This is a genomic window from Mesorhizobium sp. M1423 (genome assembly GCF_040317575.1).
GTDB lineage: Bacteria > Pseudomonadota > Alphaproteobacteria > Rhizobiales > Rhizobiaceae > Mesorhizobium.
Genome location: NZ_JAMYKU010000020.1, coordinates 21,780 through 42,029 on the forward strand (window position 1 = coordinate 21,780; position 20,250 = coordinate 42,029).

The 20,250-nt window shown below is 63.1% G+C and carries 18 protein-coding genes; 13 read left to right on the forward strand and 5 right to left on the reverse strand.

Annotation, left to right across the window (positions count from 1 at the left end):
• The first annotated feature begins 91 nt into the window (after positions 1-91).
• The 8 genes from NKG95_RS23220 to NKG95_RS23255 all read left to right on the forward strand — a co-directional run bounded on the left by NKG95_RS23220 (position 92) and on the right by NKG95_RS23255 (position 8,879).
• Positions 92-1,402 carry an ABC transporter substrate-binding protein gene (locus NKG95_RS23220; RefSeq protein WP_023722530.1) on the forward strand — a complete coding sequence of 437 codons (1,311 nt, stop codon included), beginning with the start codon at positions 92-94 and terminating at the stop codon, positions 1,400-1,402.
• Positions 1,403-1,515: 113 nt separating this feature from the next.
• Positions 1,516-2,388 carry a carbohydrate ABC transporter permease gene (locus NKG95_RS23225; RefSeq protein ID WP_031195183.1) on the forward strand — a complete coding sequence of 291 codons (873 nt, stop codon included), beginning with the start codon at positions 1,516-1,518 and terminating at the stop codon, positions 2,386-2,388.
• A gap of 11 nt (positions 2,389-2,399) precedes the next feature.
• The gene (locus tag NKG95_RS23230) at positions 2,400-3,224 is read left to right on the forward strand and encodes a carbohydrate ABC transporter permease (protein WP_352484354.1); all 825 of its coding nucleotides are present in this window, start codon (positions 2,400-2,402) and stop codon (positions 3,222-3,224) included.
• Positions 3,225-3,274: 50 nt separating this feature from the next.
• Complete coding sequence (locus NKG95_RS23235) at positions 3,275-4,279, forward strand: ABC transporter ATP-binding protein (RefSeq protein ID WP_353042670.1); 1,005 nt, start codon at positions 3,275-3,277, stop codon at positions 4,277-4,279.
• A complete protein-coding gene (locus tag NKG95_RS23240) occupies positions 4,276-5,046 on the forward strand; it encodes an L-iditol 2-dehydrogenase (RefSeq protein WP_352592991.1) in 771 nt (256 codons plus the stop codon). Before NKG95_RS23235 ends, NKG95_RS23240 begins: the two co-directional genes overlap by 4 nt.
• A gap of 72 nt (positions 5,047-5,118) precedes the next feature.
• Positions 5,119-6,597: a mannitol dehydrogenase family protein gene (locus NKG95_RS23245; RefSeq protein ID WP_353042671.1), complete on the forward strand. Its 1,479-nt coding sequence runs from the start codon at positions 5,119-5,121 to the stop codon at positions 6,595-6,597.
• 15 nt (positions 6,598-6,612) lie between these two features.
• Positions 6,613-7,296, forward strand: coding sequence for an HAD family hydrolase (locus NKG95_RS23250; RefSeq protein WP_352484350.1), 684 nt, complete (start codon positions 6,613-6,615; stop codon positions 7,294-7,296).
• Entirely contained in the window at positions 7,293-8,879 is a 1,587-nt protein-coding gene (locus NKG95_RS23255) for an FGGY-family carbohydrate kinase (protein ID WP_023722523.1), read from the forward strand. Before NKG95_RS23250 ends, NKG95_RS23255 begins: the two co-directional genes overlap by 4 nt.
• 14 nt (positions 8,880-8,893) lie before the next feature.
• On the opposite strand, the gene NKG95_RS23260 is transcribed toward NKG95_RS23255, so the two are convergent.
• Positions 8,894-9,475: a histidine phosphatase family protein gene (locus NKG95_RS23260; protein ID WP_353042712.1), complete on the reverse strand. Its 582-nt coding sequence runs from the start codon at positions 9,473-9,475 to the stop codon at positions 8,894-8,896.
• Between the two features lie 229 nt (positions 9,476-9,704).
• Here NKG95_RS23260 and NKG95_RS23265 point away from each other — a divergent pair, with 229 nt between their 5' ends.
• On the forward strand, positions 9,705-11,108 hold the full coding sequence (locus NKG95_RS23265) for an MATE family efflux transporter (protein WP_353042672.1): 1,404 nt from the start codon (positions 9,705-9,707) through the stop codon (positions 11,106-11,108).
• 16 nt (positions 11,109-11,124) lie between these two features.
• Here NKG95_RS23265 and NKG95_RS23270 read toward each other — a convergent pair whose 3' ends face one another.
• The 4 genes from NKG95_RS23270 to speB all read right to left on the reverse strand — a co-directional run bounded on the left by NKG95_RS23270 (position 11,125) and on the right by speB (position 14,453).
• Complete coding sequence (locus NKG95_RS23270; protein ID WP_023722520.1) at positions 11,125-11,772, reverse strand: amino acid ABC transporter permease; 648 nt, start codon at positions 11,770-11,772, stop codon at positions 11,125-11,127.
• Entirely contained in the window at positions 11,769-12,437 is a 669-nt protein-coding gene (locus NKG95_RS23275; RefSeq protein WP_023722519.1) for an amino acid ABC transporter permease, read from the reverse strand. The genes NKG95_RS23270 and NKG95_RS23275 overlap by 4 nt, the downstream gene beginning before the upstream one ends.
• 6 nt (positions 12,438-12,443) lie before the next feature.
• Positions 12,444-13,253, reverse strand: a complete 810-nt coding sequence (locus NKG95_RS23280) for a transporter substrate-binding domain-containing protein (protein ID WP_353042673.1) — start codon at positions 13,251-13,253, stop codon at positions 12,444-12,446.
• Between the two features lie 138 nt (positions 13,254-13,391).
• The gene (gene speB / locus NKG95_RS23285; protein WP_353042674.1) at positions 13,392-14,453 is read right to left on the reverse strand and encodes an agmatinase; all 1,062 of its coding nucleotides are present in this window, start codon (positions 14,451-14,453) and stop codon (positions 13,392-13,394) included.
• A 182-nt stretch (positions 14,454-14,635) separates the two neighbouring features.
• Between speB and gcvA the strand changes: the two genes are divergently transcribed.
• From gcvA to NKG95_RS23305, 4 genes are all read left to right on the forward strand, one after another.
• Positions 14,636-15,610, forward strand: coding sequence for a transcriptional regulator GcvA (gene gcvA / locus NKG95_RS23290; RefSeq protein WP_353042675.1), 975 nt, complete (start codon positions 14,636-14,638; stop codon positions 15,608-15,610).
• A 194-nt stretch (positions 15,611-15,804) separates the two neighbouring features.
• A complete protein-coding gene (pncB, locus tag NKG95_RS23295; RefSeq protein ID WP_353042676.1) occupies positions 15,805-17,109 on the forward strand; it encodes a nicotinate phosphoribosyltransferase in 1,305 nt (434 codons plus the stop codon).
• 169 nt (positions 17,110-17,278) lie between these two features.
• Entirely contained in the window at positions 17,279-18,727 is a 1,449-nt protein-coding gene (locus NKG95_RS23300) for a hypothetical protein (RefSeq protein WP_353042677.1), read from the forward strand.
• A gap of 163 nt (positions 18,728-18,890) precedes the next feature.
• Entirely contained in the window at positions 18,891-20,195 is a 1,305-nt protein-coding gene (locus tag NKG95_RS23305; protein WP_023718162.1) for an ABC transporter substrate-binding protein, read from the forward strand.
• Positions 20,196-20,250 lie beyond the last annotated feature (55 nt).

Here is a 20,250-nt window from a genome sequence, read left to right on the forward strand (position 1 = left end):
GCAACGAATCCGGCTTGACATAATTCACGGTAAGTGAGTAATTGCTCACAGCCAAGGCAAATGCTCATCTTGGTTCATGGGAGGAATTTTGATGAAACTTCGCACGTTCACCCTAGGCCTGTTGTCGGCCAGCGCGCTTGCTTTCGCCGCGCATGCCGAATCCATCACCATCGCCACGGTCAACAATGGCGACATGGTCCGCATGCAGAAGCTGACCGACGACTTCACCGCCAAGAATCCCGACGTCCAGCTGCAGTGGGTCACGCTCGAGGAAAACGTCCTGCGCGAGCGCGTCACCACCGACATCGCCACCAAGGGCGGCCAATACGACGTGATGACCATCGGCACCTACGAGGTGCCGATCTGGGCCAAGCAGAGCTGGCTCCTGCCGCTCGACAAGCTCGGCGACGACTATGACGTCAAGGACATCATCCCGGCCATTGCCGGCGGCTTGTCGGTCGACGGCAAGCTCTACGCCGCGCCGTTCTACGGCGAAAGCTCCTTCGTCATGTACCGCAAGGATCTGATGGAAAAGGCCGGGCTCAAGATGCCCGATGCACCGACCTGGGACTTCATCAAGCAGGCTGCCGACAAGATGACCGACCGCGCCAACGGCGTGAACGGCGTCTGCCTGCGCGGCAAGGCCGGCTGGGGCGAGAACATGGCCTTCCTGACCGCCATGTCGAACTCGTTCGGCGCGCGCTGGTTCGACGAGAACTGGAAGCCGCAATTCGACCAGCCCGAGTGGAAGAACACGCTGCAGTTCTATGTCGACCTGATGAAGGCCGATGGCCCCGAGGGCGCATCATCCAACGGCTTCAACGAAAACCTGGCGCTATTCCAGCAGGGCAAATGCGGCATGTGGATCGACGCCACCGTCGCTGCTTCCTTCGTCTCTGATCCGAAGAACTCCACCGTCGCCGACAAGGTTGGCTATGCGCTGGCGCCGGACAATGGCCTCGGCAAGCGCGGCAACTGGCTGTGGGCCTGGTCGCTGGCCATCCCCGCCGGCACGCAGAAGGCCGACGCCGCTCAAAAGTTCGTATCCTGGGCTACCAGCAAGCATTATGCCGAGCTCGTCGCCTCGAAGGAAGGCTGGGCCAACGTTCCGCCGGGAACGCGCTCCTCGCTCTATGCCAATCCCGAGTACCAGAAGGCAGCACCTTTCGCCAAGATGACGCTGGACTCGATCAACTCCGCCGATCCGACGCATCCGACCGTCAAGCCGGTGCCTTATGTCGGCGTCCAGTTCGTCGCCATTCCTGAGTTCCAGGGCCTCGGCACCACTGTCGGCCAGCTCTTCTCGGCGGCACTTGCCGGCCAGTCGAGCGTCGACGACGCCCTGAAGCAGGCGCAGGACGCCGCCACCGCGACGATGACCGAGGGCGGTTACATCAAGTAGGCTCCTCCCGGTGCCGGTTGCCAATGGCGACCGGCAACGGCCCCCCGAAAACCAGTTCGGGCGGCCGGCTTTCACACCGCTGAAAACTTGGCTGACCTCGAAGGGTGATCGTCATGGCTACTCAGCAGACCCGTTCGCTTGCCCGCTTCATGATGGCGCCATCCGTGGTGCTGCTGCTGGTTTGGATGATTGTACCGCTGGCATTCACACTGTGGTTCTCCTTCCAGCAGTACAATCCGCTCAATCCGATGCGCGACGGCTTCGTCGGGTTTTCGAACTACGCGCTGTTCTATTCCAACCCGGCATTCCTGCAGTCGATCCTCAACACGCTCACCATCGTCGTCAGCGTGCTTTTGATCACGGTGATCGGCGGTATCTTGCTGGCCCTTCTGCTCGATCAGCCGATGTGGGGACAGGGCATCGTCCGCATCCTTGTCATCTCGCCGTTCTTCGTCATGCCGCCGGTGGCGGCACTGGTCTGGAAGAACATGATCATGCATCCGCAATACGGCGTCTTCGCCGATATTGCGCGCTTCTTCGGCGGGCAGCCGATCGACTGGTTCGGGCAGCACCCGCTTTTGGCGATCATCATCATCGTCGCCTGGCAGTGGCTGCCGTTTGCGACGCTGATCCTGTTGACCGCGCTTCAGTCGCTCGACGGCGAGCAGAAGGAAGCCGCCGAAATGGACGGCGCCGGCTTCATCAGCCGCTTCATCTATTTGACGCTGCCGCATATGTCGCGCGCCATAACCGTGGTCATCCTGATCCAGACGATCTTCCTTCTGTCGGTCTATGCCGAGATCCTCGTCACCACCAATGGCGGCCCGGGTTATGCCTCCACCAACCTGCCCTTCCTCGTCTACCAGAAGGCATTGCTGGAGTTCAAAATCGGCCAGGCGTCCGCCGGCGGTATCATCGCAGTCATTCTCGCCAACATCGTCGCCTTCTTCGCCATGCGCGCCGTCGGCAAGAATTTGGATAAATAAGGGAGGAAACGATGGCACGTGCAGTCACCACCCAGCACAAGACGATTGCGACCGCGGCCGCCTGGATCGTCGCGCTGCTGATCTTCTTCCCGATCCTCTATACGATCATCACTTCGTTCAAATCGGAGCAGGAGGCCATCCAGGGCTTCAACCTGTTCCCGTCGGGAACCACGGAGAGCTATTCCGAGGTCCAGGCGCAGAACGGTTATTTCAAATTCTTCCTGAACTCGGTGTTCCTGTCGGTCGGCTCGACCGTCCTGGCTCTGCTTGTCGCCGTACCGGCGGCATGGTCGATGGCGTTTTCGCCAAGCAAACGCACCAAGGACATCCTGATGTGGATGCTTTCCACCAAGATGATGCCGGCCGTCGCCGTGCTGTTCCCGATCTATCTGATCTTCCGCGATACAGGACTGCTCGACAGCCGCATCGGCCTGATGGTCATGCTGATGTTGATCAACCTGCCGATCGTGGTCTGGATGCTCTACACCTATTTCCGCGAGATCCCGGGCGAGATCCTGGAAGCGGCGCGCATGGACGGCGCATCGCTCTGGAACGAGATCATCTACGTGCTGACGCCGATGGCGGTGCCGGGCATCGCCTCGACCATGCTGCTCAACATCATCCTCGCCTGGAACGAGGCGTTCTGGACGATCCGGCTGACCACCACCGAGGCAGCGCCGCTCACCGCTTTCATCAGCTCCTTCTCCAGTCCGCAGGGGCTGTTCTGGGCCAAGCTTTCGGCCGCCTCGACACTGGCGATCGCGCCGATCCTGATCATGGGCTGGTTCAGCCAGAAGCAGCTGGTCCGCGGCCTGACGTTTGGGGCGGTAAAGTAACGGGCATCGCCTGACGCAAAACGAAAATCAGCCCTTCGGGGGAGGAAATCATGGGAAACATCACGCTCAAGAACGTCTCCAAATCCTTCGGGGCGACGTCCATCATCCCCGGCCTCGACCTGGTCATCGAGAACGGCGAGTTCGTCGTCTTCGTCGGCCCGTCGGGCTGCGGCAAGTCCACGCTGTTGCGTCTGATTGCCGGCCTGGAGGACACCAGCGGCGGCACCATCATCATCGATGGCCGCGACGTCACCGGCGAGGCGCCGGCCAAGCGCAAGCTGGCCATGGTGTTCCAGTCCTATGCGCTTTACCCGCATATGACGGTGGCCAAGAACATCGCTTTCCCCCTGAAGATGGCGGGCGAGGACCAGGCGACCATCGACAAGAAGGTGAAGGACGCCGCCCGCATCTTGAACCTCACCAACTACCTAGATCGCCGCCCCGGCCAGCTCTCCGGCGGCCAGCGGCAGCGCGTCGCCATCGGCCGCGCCATCGTGCGCCAGCCTTCCGCCTTCCTGTTCGACGAGCCTTTGTCCAATCTCGACGCGGCGCTGCGCGGCACCATGCGGCTGGAGATCAGCGAGCTGCATCACCAGCTCAAGACCACCATGGTCTACGTCACCCACGACCAGATCGAGGCGATGACCATGGCCGACAAGATCGTCGTGCTCAACGCCGGCAATATCGAGCAGGTCGGCTCGCCGATGGAGCTCTACAAGACGCCGAAGAATCTGTTCGTCGCCGGTTTCATCGGCTCGCCGAAGATGAACCTGATCGAAGGCGCGCAGGCCGCCAAATATAGCGCCAGCACAGTCGGCATCCGCCCGGAGCATATGAACATTTCGAAGACGTCAGGCGACTGGAAGGCGACGGTCGGCGTTGCCGAACATCTCGGCTCCGACACGTTTTTGCACGTCCAGGCGGATGGTGTCGGGCAACTGACGGTGCGCGCCGACGGCGAGCTTGCCGCCCATCACGGCGACACGATCTATCTGACACCGGACAAGACCAAGCTGCATCGTTTTGGCGCCGATGGGAAGGCGATGCTGCAATGAGGCTCGGAGGTAAATCGGCGCTGATCACCGGATCGGCGCGCGGCATCGGCAGGGCGTTTGCCGAAGCCTACATGCGGGAGGGCGCGACCGTCGCCATCGGCGACATCAATCTCGAGGCTGCCGAGAAGACGGCTTCGGAAATCGGCGGCAACGCCTACGCGGTGAAGTTGGACGTCACCGATCTCGCGTCGATAGATGCGGCTGTCAAGGCGGTCGAAACCAGAACCGGCGGCCTCGATATTTTGATCAACAACGCTGCGCTGTTCGACCTGGCGCCGATCGTCGAGATCAGCAAGGCAAGCTACGACAAATTGTTCTCGGTCAACGTCGCCGGCACACTGTTTACGCTTCAGGCTGCGGCCCGTTCGATGATCGCCCGCGGCAAGGGCGGCAAGATCATCAATATGGCAAGCCAGGCCGGGCGCCGCGGCGAGGCACTGGTCGCCGTCTACTGCGCCACCAAGGCGGCGGTCATCTCGCTCACCCAGTCGGCAGGGCTGGACCTGATCAAGCACGGCATCAATGTCAACGCGATAGCACCGGGGGTCGTCGACGGCGAGCATTGGGATCACGTCGATGCCCTGTTCGCCAAGTTCGAGAACCGGCCGAAAGGCGAAAAGAAGAGGCTGGTCGGCGAAGCCGTGCCTTATGGCCGCATGGGCACGGCGCAAGACCTCACCGGCATGGCGGTGTTCCTGGCCAGCGATGAGGCCGAATACATCGTTGCCCAGACCTACAATGTCGATGGCGGCCAGTGGATGAGTTGAGGGGGCGAAGGCGCTCTTCTCCCCGTCTCCTCCAACGGGGGGAAGAGCCGTCCCGCTAAAGGGTAAAAGCAGATGTCCGTGAAACTCTCTTCTTCCATACTCGCCAAGCTTCCGCCCAAGATCGCCGGCCCGAAATACGATCGCGCCGCGCTCAAGGCCGGCATCGTGCATTTCGGCGTCGGCAATTTCCATCGCTCGCATCAGGCCGTCTATCTCGACGACCTCTTCAATTCGGGCGTCGGCCACGACTGGGCCATCGTTGGCGCCGGCGTCTTCGAGGGCGAGAAGGTCGGCCGCGGCAAGCTGCAGGAACAGGACTGGCTGACCACCGTGGTCGAGCAGGACAGCGGCCATATGAGCGCGCGCGTCACCGGCGTTATGATCGATTTCCTGATGCCGGGCGAAGCGACCGCAATCGTCGAGCGGCTTGCCGATCCGGCGATCAAGATCGTTTCCCTGACCATCACCGAGGGCGGCTATTTTATCGATCCGGCTTCTGGCGTGTTCAATCCGACGCATCCCGACATCGTTGCCGACGCTGAGCCGGGGGCGACGCCGAAGACCGTCTTCGGCCTCATCCTCGCTGGGCTGCTGCGCCGCCGCGCCGATGGCATCGTGCCCTTCACCATCATGTCCTGCGACAACATCCCCCACAACGGCCACGTCACTTCCGATGGCGTTATCGGCCTGGCGCGGCTGATCGACGAGGATCTGGCAAATTGGGTGAACGAAAACGTGGCCTTTCCCAATGGCATGGTCGACCGCATCACCCCGGCCACCACCGATCGCGAGCGCGGCATTCTCTCCAGCGAGTTCGGTCTCGACGACAATTGGCCGGTGTTTTGCGAGCCGTTCAAGCAATGGGTGCTGGAGGACCGTTTCACCGATGGAAGGCCGCCGCTGGAACAGGTCGGCGTGCAGTTCGTCAGCGATGTCGCGCCCTATGAGCTGATGAAGATCCGCATCCTCAATGGCGGCCATGCGACCATCGCCTATCCGGCCGGGCTGATGGACATCCATTTCGTCCATGAGGCGATGCAGGAGCCGCTGGTACGCGGCTTCCTCGACAAGCTCGAGCATGACGAAATCATCCCGACCGTGCCGCCGGTTCCGGACACCGACCTCGAAGATTACCACCAGCTCATCGAGCACCGCTTCTCCAATCCGAAGATCGGCGACACCATACGCCGGCTTTGCCTCGACGGCTCTAACCGCCAGCCGAAATTCATCATTCCGACCATCGCTGACCGGCTGAAGGCTGGCAAAAGTGTCACCGGCCTGGCGCTGGAATCTGCGCTCTGGTGTCGCTACTGCTTCGGCACCACGGATTCCGGTGCCGTCACCGAGCCCAACGACCCGAATTGGGGCCGGTTGCAGGGGACGGCCAAGGCGGCCAGGGACATGCCTGCCGCCTGGCTTGCCATGGAGGACATCTATGGCGATGTCGGCCGCTCGCCGCCGTTCGCCGAAGCGTTCGCCCATGCGCTCAAATCGCTGTGGGCGGACGGCGCGCGCGCGACACTGACGCGCTATCTCGCCGGCGACCTCTGAAGCCGATCCAGCGCGATGACGCCTGAACTGGTCATTTTCGACTGTGACGGCGTGCTGGTGGATAGCGAGATGCTGTCCGTCTCGGCATTGCTGGAGATGATCGCGCTTGCCGGCGGCAACGTCAGCGAGGACGTTGCCTACGAGCACTTCCTCGGCAAGAGCATGAAGAGCGTCCGCGAAATCCTCGCAAGCGACTTCGGGCTCGATCTCACCGACCAGCATCTGACCGAGATGCGCTCCGAACTGATGCGCAAGTTTCGCCAGGAGCTGAAACCGATGCCAGGCATGGCACAGGTCCTGCCGAAGCTCGGCGTGCCGTGCTGCGTCGCCTCCTCCGGCACGCTGGAGCGGATCCGCTATGCGCTCAAGGTTACGGGGTTGCTTGGGCTGCTGGAGCCGCATTTGTTCAGCGCTGCCATGGTGGCGCGGGGCAAACCGGCGCCCGATCTTTTTCTCCATGCGGCTGCTAAAATGGGAGCGGACCCGCGAAACTGCCTCGTCGTCGAGGACAGCCCGGCCGGCATCCAAGCGGCGCGGGTGGCAGGCATGCGCGTCCTTGCCTTCACCGGGGGCTCGCACACCGGCAACCCGGCACTGAAAGCGCGGCTTGCGTCGAGTGAGCCGGACTTTATATTCGCTGACATGCTGCAATTGCCCGATCTGATTGCAGGCCTGGGAGCGAGAGCAAGAACACCTTGACCAACAGTTTCGTTTGCGCGGTCGATGTCGGCACCGGAAGCGCCCGTGCCGGCATTCTCGACACCGGTGGCGCCTTGCTCGGCCGCGCCGAGCACCCGATCGCCATGCAACAGCCGAAGGCCGACCACGCCGAGCACGATTCGCAGGATATATGGTCGGCGGTGTGCATGGCCGTCCGCGCTGCCCGCGAAAAGGCGCGCGTGAAGGCTGAGGATATCGTCGGCATCTCCTTTGACGCCACCTGCTCGCTGGTGGTGCGGGACCGGCATGGCGGCCAGCTCAGCGTGTCCGTCACTGGCGAAAGACGCTGGGACACCATCGTCTGGCTCGACCATCGCGCCATTGCCGAGGCCGACGAATGCACCGAAAGCGGCCATGCCGTGCTCGACTATATCGGCGGCGTCATGTCGCCGGAAATGGAGACGCCCAAGCTGATGTGGCTGAAGCGCAACCTACCCGGAGCATGGAACGAAGCCGGCTACCTATTCGACCTCACCGACTTCCTCACCTGGAAGGCGACCGGCTCGCTCGCCCGTTCGCAATGCACGCTGACCGCCAAATGGACCTATCTGGCCCATGAAGAGACCGGCTGGCGGCGCGACTTCTTCGAAGCGGTCGGGCTCGGCGACGTTTTCGAGCACGGCAATCTGCCGGGAAAGGCAAGCCCGGTCGGCGCAGATATCGGTGCGCTCAACACGCAAGCCGCGGCGGAGCTTGGCCTCACCGAAAAATGCCGGGTTGGCGCCGGCGTCATCGATGCCTATGCCGGCGCGCTTGGCGTGCTCGGCGGCTTCGCCGGTGACGCGACCAACATCGGCCGCCATCTGGCTCTGATCGCCGGCACGTCGAGTTGCGTCATGGCGATGTCGCCCGATCCGCAGCCTTTCGCCGGTGTTTGGGGTCCTTACTATGGCGCCGCCCTTCCCGGCCTGTGGCTGTCGGAAGGTGGCCAGTCAGCCACCGGCGCGCTGCTCGATCACATCATCCGCTGGCATGGCGCCGGCGGCGAGCCGGATGCCGCCATGCATGCCAGGATCGCCCGCCGCGTCGCCGAGCTGCGCGCCGCTGAAGGAGACAACCTCGCCGCCAGGCTGCATGTGCTGCCCGATTTTCACGGTAACCGCTCGCCGCTCGCCGACCCGCATGCCGTAGGCGTCATCAGCGGGCTGACGCTGGATTCGTCCTTCGACAGTCTGTGCAAGCTCTATTGGCGCACCGCCGTCAGCATCGCGCTTGGCGTCCGCCATGTGCTGGAGGCGCTGAACGAGAACGGCTATCTGATCGACACGCTGCATGTCACCGGCGGCCACACCAAGAACCCCTTGCTGATGGAGCTCTATGCCGACGCCACCGGATGCACGGTGGTCGAGCCGCTGGCGGACGAGGCGGTGCTGCTCGGCACCGGCATGATTGCCGCCACCGCTGCCAGGCTTTTTCCCGATTTGAACGCCGCTTGCGTCGCTATGCAGCAAGGCGGCAGGACGCGCGAGCCCAATCCGGCTGCCGCCGGCCGGTTCGATCGCGACTACCGCGTGTTTCTCGAGATGCATCGGCAAAGGCAGGCGCTGGACGCGATCCGATAGATCGGGATCGGCGGCTATCTCTGGTTCCAGCGCCGGACGACCGGTTCGTCAAGGCCGTGCTCATAACCGATCACGCTTACGCTGGCGGTATCCAGCACGAAAAGCGCGCCGTCTTGCGGTGGCAGGCCGAGCCAGCGTGCGGCTAGCACCCTCAGGAAATGCGAACTTGAGAAGACCAGGACATTGCCGCTGGCCTCGAGCAACTGGCTGACGATCCGGTCCGCCCTCGAGCCTACATCCGTGGCGGACTCGCCGCGCGGGCAGCCGTCGCGAAAGAGCCGCCAACCGGGACGCTCGGCGAGGATTTGCTTGGTGGTCAATCCCTCATAGGCACCATAATCCCACTCCGCCAGATCGTCCTTCTTCACGCCTGACGAGCCGAAGCCGGCCAGCGCACAGGTGTTGAAGGCGCGCTGCGACGGGCTCGACCACACCGCCGAGAAGGATAGACCCTTTAGCCGCTCAGTGACCCGCCTTGCCGCGTCCTCGCCGGCCGGCGTCAGCGGTATGTCGGTCCGGCCGGTATGTTTTCCGGACGCACTCCATTCCGTCTCGCCATGCCGAACCAGATAGATTTCGGAAAACGCGCTCATCAGGCTGCCTTTCAAAGGAATCCACCGTGACCATAGCGGCTTCCATGGCCTCTCCAATAGCCTGCATTGAGCCGACTGGCTTAACCCTTCCGCAAGTCAGCCTCTTGCCACCGGTGCCCATTTCATAGACAAACCCGTCGTAATGCGGAATCCGGCCGATCTTGGCCATTTTCCGCGCTGAGACGCGGCTTCCGGCTCTGGCCGACGTGCCGCAATCGGATAGGCGGAAAAAATGTCTGCGATCGAAGCCGACGCTCGCGCGCCGGAAAACCTTTGGCGTCGGGAAATCAGGGCGATGCTGGCGCTCGCCTGGCCGATGGTGCTGACCAATCTCGGTCAGACCGCGATGACCGCTACCGACGTCATGATGATGGGGCGGCTGGGGCCGGACACGCTGGCCAGCGGTGCGCTTGGTGCCAACCTTTACTTCATGCCGCTGATCTTTGGACTTGGCCTGATGCTGGCGACCTCGCCGATGATGGCGACCGAGCTCGGCCGTCGCCGCCACTCGGTGCGCGACCTGCGCCGCACCGTGCGCCAGGGTCTGTGGCTGGGGATCCTCATTTGCATTCCGATCTGGGTCTTTCTCTGGCACGGCGAGGCCGTGTTGCTGGCCATGGGTCAGGAACCGGCACTGGCGCATCAGGCCGGCATCTATCTGCGCTGGCTCGAATGGGCGGTGCTGCCCTTTTTCGGCTACATCGTCCTGCGCTCGTTTATTTCGGCGCTGGAGCGGCCGGGCTGGGCACTGATCATCGTTTTCGTTGCCGTCGCCTGCAACGCCTTTTTCAACTGGCTGTTCATGTTCGGCAATCTCGGCATCCAATCGATGGGCATCGCCGGCTCCGGCCTCGCCACCACGCTGTCCAGCACGTTAATGTTCGCCGGCATGGCGGCGGTGGTGATGCTTGAGAAGAAATTCCGGCGCTATCGTCTGTTCGGACGCTTCTGGCGGGCCGATTGGCCGCGCTTCAAGGGCCTGCTGCGGCTCGGCCTGCCGATCGCCGGCCTGCTGGCGTTTGAGGTGACGATTTTCAACGCGGCAGCCTTTCTCATGGGCCTGATCGATGCGGCTTCGCTTGCCGCCCATGCGATCGCCATCCAGATCGCCTCGATCACCTTCATGGTGCCGCTCGGCCTCAACCAGGCGGTGACGGTGCGCGTCGGACTTGCCCACGGCGCCGGCAATCCGGAAGGTGTCAGCCGGGCCGGCTGGACCGCGTATGTCGTCGGTGTCTCCTTCATGGCGCTAATGGGGCTAGTGATGATCCTGTGGCCGCATCTCTTGATCGGCGCCTTCATCGATCTGGGCAATCCGGCTAATGCCGAGGTGGTGGCGTTTGCCGTGTCGTTCCTCGCCTTTGCCGCGCTGTTCCAGGTTTTTGACGGTGCGCAGGCGGTCGCCAGCGGCATGCTGCGCGGTCTGCACGACACCAAGGTACCGATGATCTATGCCGCGATCGGCTATTGGGGCATCGGCCTGCCGCTCGGCGTGCTGCTCGCCTTCCATTTCGGTTTCAACGGCGTCGGCATCTGGATCGGCCTATCGTCAGGACTGGCGGTGGTTGCTGCACTCCTGCTGGGACGCTGGCTGCGGCGGGACAGGATCGCGCCGCCGCTGGTGTTCGGGCGTTGAATTGCTGGTCGCCCGCTCAGCGGGCCGCTGCCCGCTGCTCGAGCGAACGTGCGTATTGCGTCAGCGGAAAGCACATGACGAAGAAGATCAGCGCTACCAGCCCGTAGACTTTGAACGGTTCGAAGGTCGCATTGTTGATTGCGTTGGATGTCCTCACCAGCTCCTCGAAACCGATGATCGAGGTCAGCGCGGTCGACTTGATCAGCTGCACCAGGAAGCCGACGGTCGGCGCGCGGGTGATCGAAAACGCCTGCGGCAGGATGATCAGCCGGAGTTCCTGCAGATAGTGCAGGCCGAGGCTGGCGCCGGCGTCCCACTGGCCGCGTGGCAATGCATCGACGCCGCCGCGCCAGATCTCGGCGAGATAGGCGCTGGCAAAGAAGGTCAGGCCAAGCACCGCCGCGGTCCACGGCTCGATGCGCAGGCCCAGCATCGGCAAGCCGAAGAACATCAGGAAGAGCTGCATCAGCAGCGGCGTGCCCTGGAAAAGCGCGATGTAGCCGGAGGCAAACCGGCGCGCCCATTTATTCTTGGCGATCCGGAAGAACAGCACGATCATGCCGACCACGGCGCCGCCGACAAAGGCAGCCAACGACAACAGCACCGTCCAGCGCGCCGCCAGCAGCAGGTTGCGCAGAATATCCCAGAAGGTGAATTCGATCATGATACGCCGGCTCCGAGAAGCCGGCGTCCGCCGCCAATCAGCAGACGGCGCAGCCCAATCGACAGGATGAGATAGACCACCGTCACCACGAAATAGGTCTCGAAAGCCCGGAACGTGCGCGCCTGCAGCATGTCGGCCTCGTAGGTCAGCTCGCGCACCGCGATCTGCGACACGACGGCGGATTCCAGCATCATGATGACGATCTGGCTGGTCAGCGCCGGATAGATCACCTTGAGCGCCTGCGGCAGCACGATCTTGATGAAGACCTGGCGCGGCCTGAGCCCAAGCGCCATTGCCGCTTCCGTCTGCCCGGGCGGCACCGCGTCGAGTCCGGCGCCAACGATCTCGATCGTGTAGGCCGCCATGTTGAGCGTCATCGCCAGCATGGCTGCCAGCACGGGATCGAGCCTCACGCCGATGCTTGGCAGCCCGAAGAAGATGAAGAACAGCTGCACCAGGAACGGCGTGTTGCGGATCACCTCGACATAGACGCCGATCGCCCGCTTGAGCAGCAGCGGGCCGTTCCGCCGCCCTGCGGCGCCGAGGATGCTGAGCAACGTTCCCGCCAGCGTGGTCACGGCGATCAACAGGATCGTCGTGGCCGCGCCGCGCGCGATCGCCCCTGTCGCCCCGGCAAGCCAGCCGAAGTCGAGGCTATAGGTCACCGGCCGTCAATCCTTGAGATTGGCGGGATCGAGCGGTGTCTTCAGCCAGGCCTTCGAGCTTTCGTCCAGTTTGCCGTCGGCCAGCATCTTGGCAACCGCATCGTTGACCGCTTGCTTGAGGCGGTCTTCCTTCTTGTTGAGGCCGATATGCGATGGCGAGGTGAGAAGCTGGAATTTCCGTTCCGGCTTCAGCGCCTCCTGGCGGGCGAGCACCTGGGCGCCGACATCGTTGCCGACCACCATCAGCTGGGTCTGGCCCGAAATGAAGGCCTGGATGACGGAATTGTAGTTGTCGAAGCGGCGGATGTCGGCCGAGGCGGGTGCTGCCTCGGTCAGCGAGGTGTCCTCCAGCGTGCCGCGATTGACGGCGATCGACTTGTCGGCAAGGTCTTCCTTGCCTTTGACCGCAAGTGCTGCCGGGCCGATGACGGCGATGTAGTAAGGCGCGTAGGCGGCGGCGAAATCGATCACCTGCTCACGCTCCTTGGAATAGCCGACGCTCATCAGCAGGTCGACGCGCTTGTCGGTAAGATATGGGATGCGGTTCTGGCCGGTCACGCTGACCAGATTGAGCTTGACCTTGAGCTGGTCGGCGATGGATTGCGCCACGTCGATGTCGTAGCCCTTGATGCTCATATCGGCGCTGGCCGAGGAGAAGGGCGGGAAATCGGAAAAGATGCCGACATTGATGGCGCCGGCCTTGACGATGTCGTCGATCGCGTCGGCATTGACGGCCTGGGTGGTGAAACCAAGACCGGCCGCACCGAGCATCAGCACGGCGGCGATAGATGATTTGAGTTTCATGTGAAGTGTCATTTTTATTCCCCTGCTGGAAGCTTGTTTGTTTGAGTGCAACCGCCGGCTCCAGCGCGGCGGTAGCCTTTGGATTCCCTAGTGGACCATGATCGTCTCCGAAAAACGGTTCCTACTTTTTCGGGGTCATGGTCGAACGCGTCAGCCCGCCTTGCCGGTGATTGCCGGGCTGAAGACCATCAGGCTGAGGATCTCGAACAGCACCTGCGCGCCGGCATGCGCCGTGTTGGTGGTCGCGTCATATTGCGGCGCCACCTCGACGACGTCGCCGCCGACGATATTGAGGCCCTTCAGGCCGCGCAGCAGCTCGAGCACTTCGCGCGTCGTCAGCCCGCCGACTTCCGGTGTGCCGGTGCCCGGCGCAAAGGCCGGATCGACGCTGTCTATGTCGAACGAGACATAGGTCGGGACGTCGCCGACTATCCTGCGCGCCTTCTCGATGATGGCGGGAATGCCGAGGCCGGTCACCTCTTCGGCATGTACCACGGTCATGCCGGACTCATAGGTGAACTCCCAAAGGTACTCGGCCGAGCCGCGAATGCCGATCTGGATGGTGCGGCTCGGGTCGAGCACGCCGTCCAGCACCGCGTTGCGGAACGGCCCGCCATGGTGGAACTTGGTCATGTCGAACAGGCCGCTGGTATCGCAATGGGCGTCGATATGGATCATGCCCACCGGCGCCTTCTTGCCGACAGCTTTCAGGATCGGGTGGCTGATCGAATGATCGCCGCCGACTGACAAGGGCAGGACGCCGGCGTCGACGATCTGGTTGGCGCGGCGTTCGATGTCGTCATGGCTGGTCTCCAGCCGATAGCGGCTCTGGAACGGCACGTCGCCGATGTCGGCGACCTTCAGCTCATGCGTCGGTGCGCATTCCAGCACATGATTGTAGGGGCCGATGCGCTCGATGGCGCGCAGCGCCCTTGGCCCGAAACGGGCGCCCGGCCGGTTGGTGACGCCCAGATCCATCGGCACACCGATCATCGCCACCTGCAGATCGCCGAAATCCGGATCGTCGGCGGCGATTTCACGATAGGGCGCCGCCAGGAAGGTCGGGATGCCGGAATAGGGCGCCAGCCGCGTGCCGGTCTTGGAGAAGATCTTGTCGGCGACACGCTGGAATTTCGGGTCGAACATTTCGCCGCCATGGCTCTCGCCATATTTGCGGCGCAACGCTTCGAGCTTGCCGCGATCATAACCCATGTCGGTTCTCCATGGTTGGTGCAGCGCGCGCCAAGGACCTTGGTAGCCGCGGCCATTGGCTGCCTGTAGATTTCAAGTCTTGATGCAATGCTTGGGCAAAGTGTCCTGTAGCTGCATTGAAAAATCAATTGATATTGTTAGGGTGTTTGTTGTGAGAAAATCTCACAGGGTTCAGGTTCCAAATGGCCAAGCGTTTGCCACCACTCAACCCGTTGCGCGCCTTGGAGGCGACGGCGCGCCACGCCTCGCTGACCAAGGCCGCGGCTGAGCTCAACGTCACCCACGGCGCCATCAGCCATCAGATCAAGGCGCTCGAGCAATCGTTGGGCGTCAAGCTGTTCGAGCGCGCCGGCCAGCGGGTGAAGCTCACGCCGCACGGCGCCGAGTTGCTGCCGGCGGTGTCGACCGCCTTCGACGGCATCGCCGCCGCCACGCAGCGCATGACGAGGCCGGCCAGCACCGGCGCGCTGTCGGTATCCTGCGTGCCGGCGCTGCTGTTGCTGTGGATGATCCCGCGGCTCGGCAGCTTCACTTCGCAATATCCGGATATCCGGCTGACGCTGATCCCATCGAATGACGCCAAGGACGTCCGCGCCCCGCATATCGATGTCTGCGTGCACTATGGTGACGGCAGCTGGACCGACTGCTGGATGCGCAAATGGTCGGGTCTCGAACTGTTCCCGGTGGTCAGCCCGACGCTGATCAACAACCGCCCGATCCGCACCGTCCGCGACCTCGCCGATCACGTCTTCCTGCATGGCGACGACGGCCGCGAATGGCACACCTGGCTGGCCGCCGCCGACGCGCTGGACCTGGAGCGCGGCCGCCGCCATCATCTTGGCGACGCGCGCATGGCGACCGAGGCTGCGGTTCACGGCCATGGCGTGGCGCTCGGCGACACGGTAACTGCAAGCGGACTGCTCGCCAGGGGTCTGCTTGTCGCCCCGTTCAGCCTTTCCGTGCCGGCGGTCGACGATTTCTACGTCGTCTGCCGCAACGAGATGAGGTCGGCGCCGATCGTGCAATTGTTCATCGACTGGCTGTTTGCCGAGAAAGAGCAGGCCGACCGCCGCGCCGACGCGCCGGTGGCGGGCCGCATCGGCACTCGCCGCAAGCGTCCGGCGCTCAAGGTGGTCGGCGCCAAGACCGCATCCTGAGGCTGAAATTGCCGTAGGCGACGCTTGCCGCAGGGGCTTCTTTTTGTCGGGCCAGCCCGCAAAGCGGGAGGCGCTTTCAAAAATTCGATGCTAAGAGCCATTTGGAGCAATTCCAGGAAAAGTGCGCAGCGGTTTTCCATCCGGAATTGCGCTAAACAAAAAGCTAGAGCGAGCAGCGAAGGCGGCATTGAGCGATGGCAAAGACCGATATAGCGCGGCGCGTCTACAACCACACCTGGAAGCTCGACCCGATCGTCCGCAGCCTGCTGGACACCGATTTCTACAAGCTTTTGATGCTGCAGATGATCTGGGGCATGTATCCCAAGGTCGATACCACTTTCTCGCTGATCAACCGCACCACTTCGGTCCGCCTTGCCGAGGAGATCGACGAGGCAGAGTTGCGCGAGCAGCTCGACCATGCCCGTACGCTGCGCTTCTCGAAGAAAGAGATGATCTGGCTCGGCGGCAACACCTTCTACGGCCGCAAGCAGATCTTCGAACCGGAATTCCTCGCCTGGCTGGAAAATTTCCGGCTGCCCGAATACGAGCTTTCCAGGCGCGACGGCCAATACGAGCTCACCTTCAGCGGTCCGTGGATGTATACGACGCTGTGGGAGATCCCGGCGCTGGCAATTATCAACGAACTGCGCTCGCGCGCGGCCATGCGGGCGTTCGGGCCGTTTGCGCTCGACGTGCTCTATGCCCGCGCCAAGGCCAAGATGTGGGCCAAGACCGAGCGGCTGAAGGCGCTGCCCGGCATCCGCATCTCGGATTTCGGCACCCGCCGCCGTCATTCTTTCCTGTGGCAGCGCTGGTGCGTCGAAGCGTTGAAGGAGGGCATCGGCGAGGCCTTCACCGGCACCTCCAATGTGCTGCTCGCCATGGACAACGATCTCGAGGCGCTCGGCACCAATGCGCATGAACTGCCGATGGTGTTCGCCGCGCTCACCAATTCGGAAAAGGAATTGAAACAGTCGCCCTACAACGTGCTGCAGGACTGGCAGCGCTACTACGGCGGCAATTTGCTGATCGTACTGCCGGACACCTTCGGCACCGCGGCGTTCCTGCGTGATGCGCCGGACTGGGTCGCCGACTGGACCGGCTTCCGCCCCGACAGCGCGCCGCCGATCGAAGGCGGCGAGAAAATCATTTCCTGGTGGCGCGAAAAGGGCAAGGACCCCAAGCAGAAGCTGCTCATCTTCTCGGATGGGCTGGAGGTCGAGACCATCGAGGAAACCTACCGCCACTTCCGCGGCAAGGTGCGCATGTCCTTCGGCTGGGGCACCAACCTGACCAACGATTTCGAGGGCTGCGCGCCGACCGAGACCAACCGGCTAGACGCCATCTCGCTGGTCTGCAAGGTCACCGAAGCCAACGGCAGGCCGGCGGTCAAGCTCTCCGACAATCCGGCCAAGTCGACAGGCGACGAGAAAGAGATCGAGCGCTATCTGCGGATATTCGGCCAAAAGGACCGCGTGGAGCAGCTGGTGAAGGTGTGAGGTGGGGGAACTCTTGCGTAGTATGAGTTCCTTCGCGCCCCCCTCCGTCCTACCGGACATCTCCCCCACGAGGGGGGAGATTGCGCCCTCATTGCTGCTTTCGCCAATCGCTGAAGTTGCAGAAGGAGAGCCGACGGCGGAACTGCCGATCTCCCCCCAAGTGGGGGAGATGTCCGGCAGGACAGAGGGGGGTGCCGTAGAGCGCTGCCATAACCTAGTAGCCCTGCCGCGGTTCTCCTTCTTCCTGGCCCTTGCACCTGTATTCCTGCCCACCCCCGCCTTCGCCCACGCCTCCGACCGCGGCCACGTCCTGCTCCTCCCCACCGGCTACTACGTCGCCGGCGGCGCGCTCGCCGTCGCCGCCAGTTTCCTTGTCCTGGCGCTACTGAGGCCGGACTCCCTCGACCGCTTCTGGCGCAAACGCCTGCCGCTTTTCACCTTCGGCGACGGCGCGCGGACTGCCGTCAGCCTGATATCCTTTGCCGGCTTTGCAATTCTCACTGCCGCCGGCCTGTTCGGCAGCCGCGATCCGCTCTCCAATCCGCTGCCGCTGACCGTATGGACATTGCTCTGGGTTGGGCTGGCTTTGCTGCAAGGGCTCAGCGGCGATCTCTGGTCGTGGCTCAATCCGTGGTACGGGCCTTGCCGCGTCGTCTCGCGCCTGTCCGACAGAACGGAGCCACGGTGGCTGCCCCAGTGGCTCGGCTATTGGCCGGCTTTCGTGCTGTTCTTCGCCTTCGCCTGGTTCGAGCTGATCGACCCGGCGCCCGATGACCCGGGGCGGCTGACCTGGGCCGCCGGCGTCTACTGGCTGCTAAGCTTCGCGGCCATGCAGGTCTTCGGCTACCGCGGCTGGACCCGCAGCGGCGAGTTCCTGACAGTGTTCTTTTCGATGGTGGCGCGCTTCGCCATCGTCGAACGCAACGAGGACGGCCGGCTCAAACTCTGCTGGCCGGGCGCTAAGCTGCTCGAGGATGCGCCGCTGCCGCTCAGCGGCGTCGCCTTCCTGCTGCTTGCGCTGTCGTCGGTATCCTTCGACGGCCTGTCGAAAACCTTCTTCTGGCTAGGCCGGTTCGGCATCAATCCGCTGGAGTTTCCGGGACGCACCGCCTTGATCGGCATCGGCAGTTTCGGCCTTGTGCTGACCTTTGTCGTGCTTGCGGCCGTGTTCGCGCTTGCCGTCTTTCTTGGCCAGCACCTTGCCGGCAGCAAGCATTCCCTCGCTCACGCCGCAGGGCTGCTAGTCTGGTCGATCGTGCCGATCGCGCTCGCCTATCACTTCGCGCATTATCTGACGGCGCTGCTGGTCGACGGCCAATATGCGATTGCCGCTCTCTCCGACCCGTTTGCGCTGGGCTGGAACCTGTTCGGCACCGCTGAACTGCCAATTGAAGCCGGCGTCGTCGCCGGCGCCGGCTCGGCGTGGTGGCTGTGGAATCTCCAGGCCGGCGTCATCATAGCCGGCCACATGCTTGCAGTGCTTGTCGCCCATGGCTTGGCCTGGCGATTGCACCCCATTCCCGCTCGCGCCGCGCTCAGCCAGTTTCCGCTCACGTTGCTGATGATCGCCTACACCGTCTTCGGCTTGTGGCTGCTTGCGACGCCAACCGCCGGGTGAACGAGATGCGCGATGCCCGTCAATCGAACCTTGGGGAAAGCTCGCTTGCCACGTCAGAGCTTTGGTGATTTAGTTTGTACACATGCAATTTTCGGCCCTCTTAGCAAGAGTGGCCCGCCTCGCTACAGCCATTGGTCAAAGCTCAAAAACAAGGGGAACTGCCGTGACTGACAAGAATGGGTTTTTCGATCTCTCCAGATCCGCTCTCACCCGCCGCACGGCGCTGAAGGTCCTTGCCGCCGGCGCCGGTCTTGCCGTCGCGCCGGGCTTCGTGCGCTACAGCCAGGCGCAGAGCTCGGCGCCGATCAAGATCGGCTTCCAGTCGCACCGCACCGGCATCGGCGCCGCCTATGGCCGCTGGTACGAGAAGACCACGGCCGCGGCGGTCAAGGCGATCAACGATGCCGGCGGCATCAACGGCCGGCCGGTCGAGGTGATCATCGAGGATGACGGCACCGATCCCGGCCGGGGCGCCGAAGTGGTCGGCAAATTCGCCTCCCAGCACAAGACCGACATCGTCTACGGCACGCTGTTTTCGCATGTCGTCATCGGCTCGGCGCCGGCCGCCGGCGAGGCCAAGATGCCCTATTTCGTCGTCAGTGAAGGTCACCACGTCGCGTCGACCAAATTGAACCGCTACGTCTTCCAGCCCGGCATCACCGACGTGAAGAGCCAGATCCAGTCGATGGCGCCGTGGATTGCCGCCAATGCCGGCAAGAAGGTGACGCAGATATTCCCCGATTTCGCTTTCGGCTACGATCATCGCGACTACCTGCCGCCGGCGCTGAAGGCGCAAGGCGCCGAGGTCATCGCGCAGATCGCCATCCCGCCGACGGAATCCTCCTTCACCAAATATTTTCCGCAGATCCCGGCCGAGACCGAGGTGATTTACCACGTCATGGTCGGCCCGGCGGTGCTCACCTTCGTCAAGGAACTCGGCGAGTTCTACGGCTCCAACCGGCCGCAATTGTTCGGCTTCATCGATTCGCTCGAAGCCACCGACATCAACAGCCCCGGCCTCGAATTCCTCGACGGCAGCCATTTCTGGGAAGGCTCGCCACGTTATGCGCAGCCCGATGACTCCCCTGCACAGAAGGCCTATCGTGCCGCCGTCGGCATCGACGACAATGGTGCATCTGTCGGCGATCCCAAGGACGTCTCCACCGCCGCGCACATGTTCGGCTGCTGGGAAACGCTCTACGTCGTCAAGAAGGCGATGGAGGATGCCGGCTATAAGGGCCCGGAAGACCGCGCCAAGCTGGTCGAGGCGACCGAGGCGTTGACCGAGTTCGCCGAGGGGCCCGAGCATCCGCAGGGACCGAAAACCTTCAACGGCAAGATCCACCAGTGTTTTGGTATCCAGAACATCTCCAAGGTCGAAGGCGGCCGGCTGAATGTCGTCCACAAGACCAAGATCGAGGACGGCCTCTACGAGCCGGAAGGGGATTACACGACGCAGGCGCTGTGAGCTTGGCTGCTGCAGCAAGCGTGAGCGCCAAGACACCCCCCTCTGGCCAGAGGGG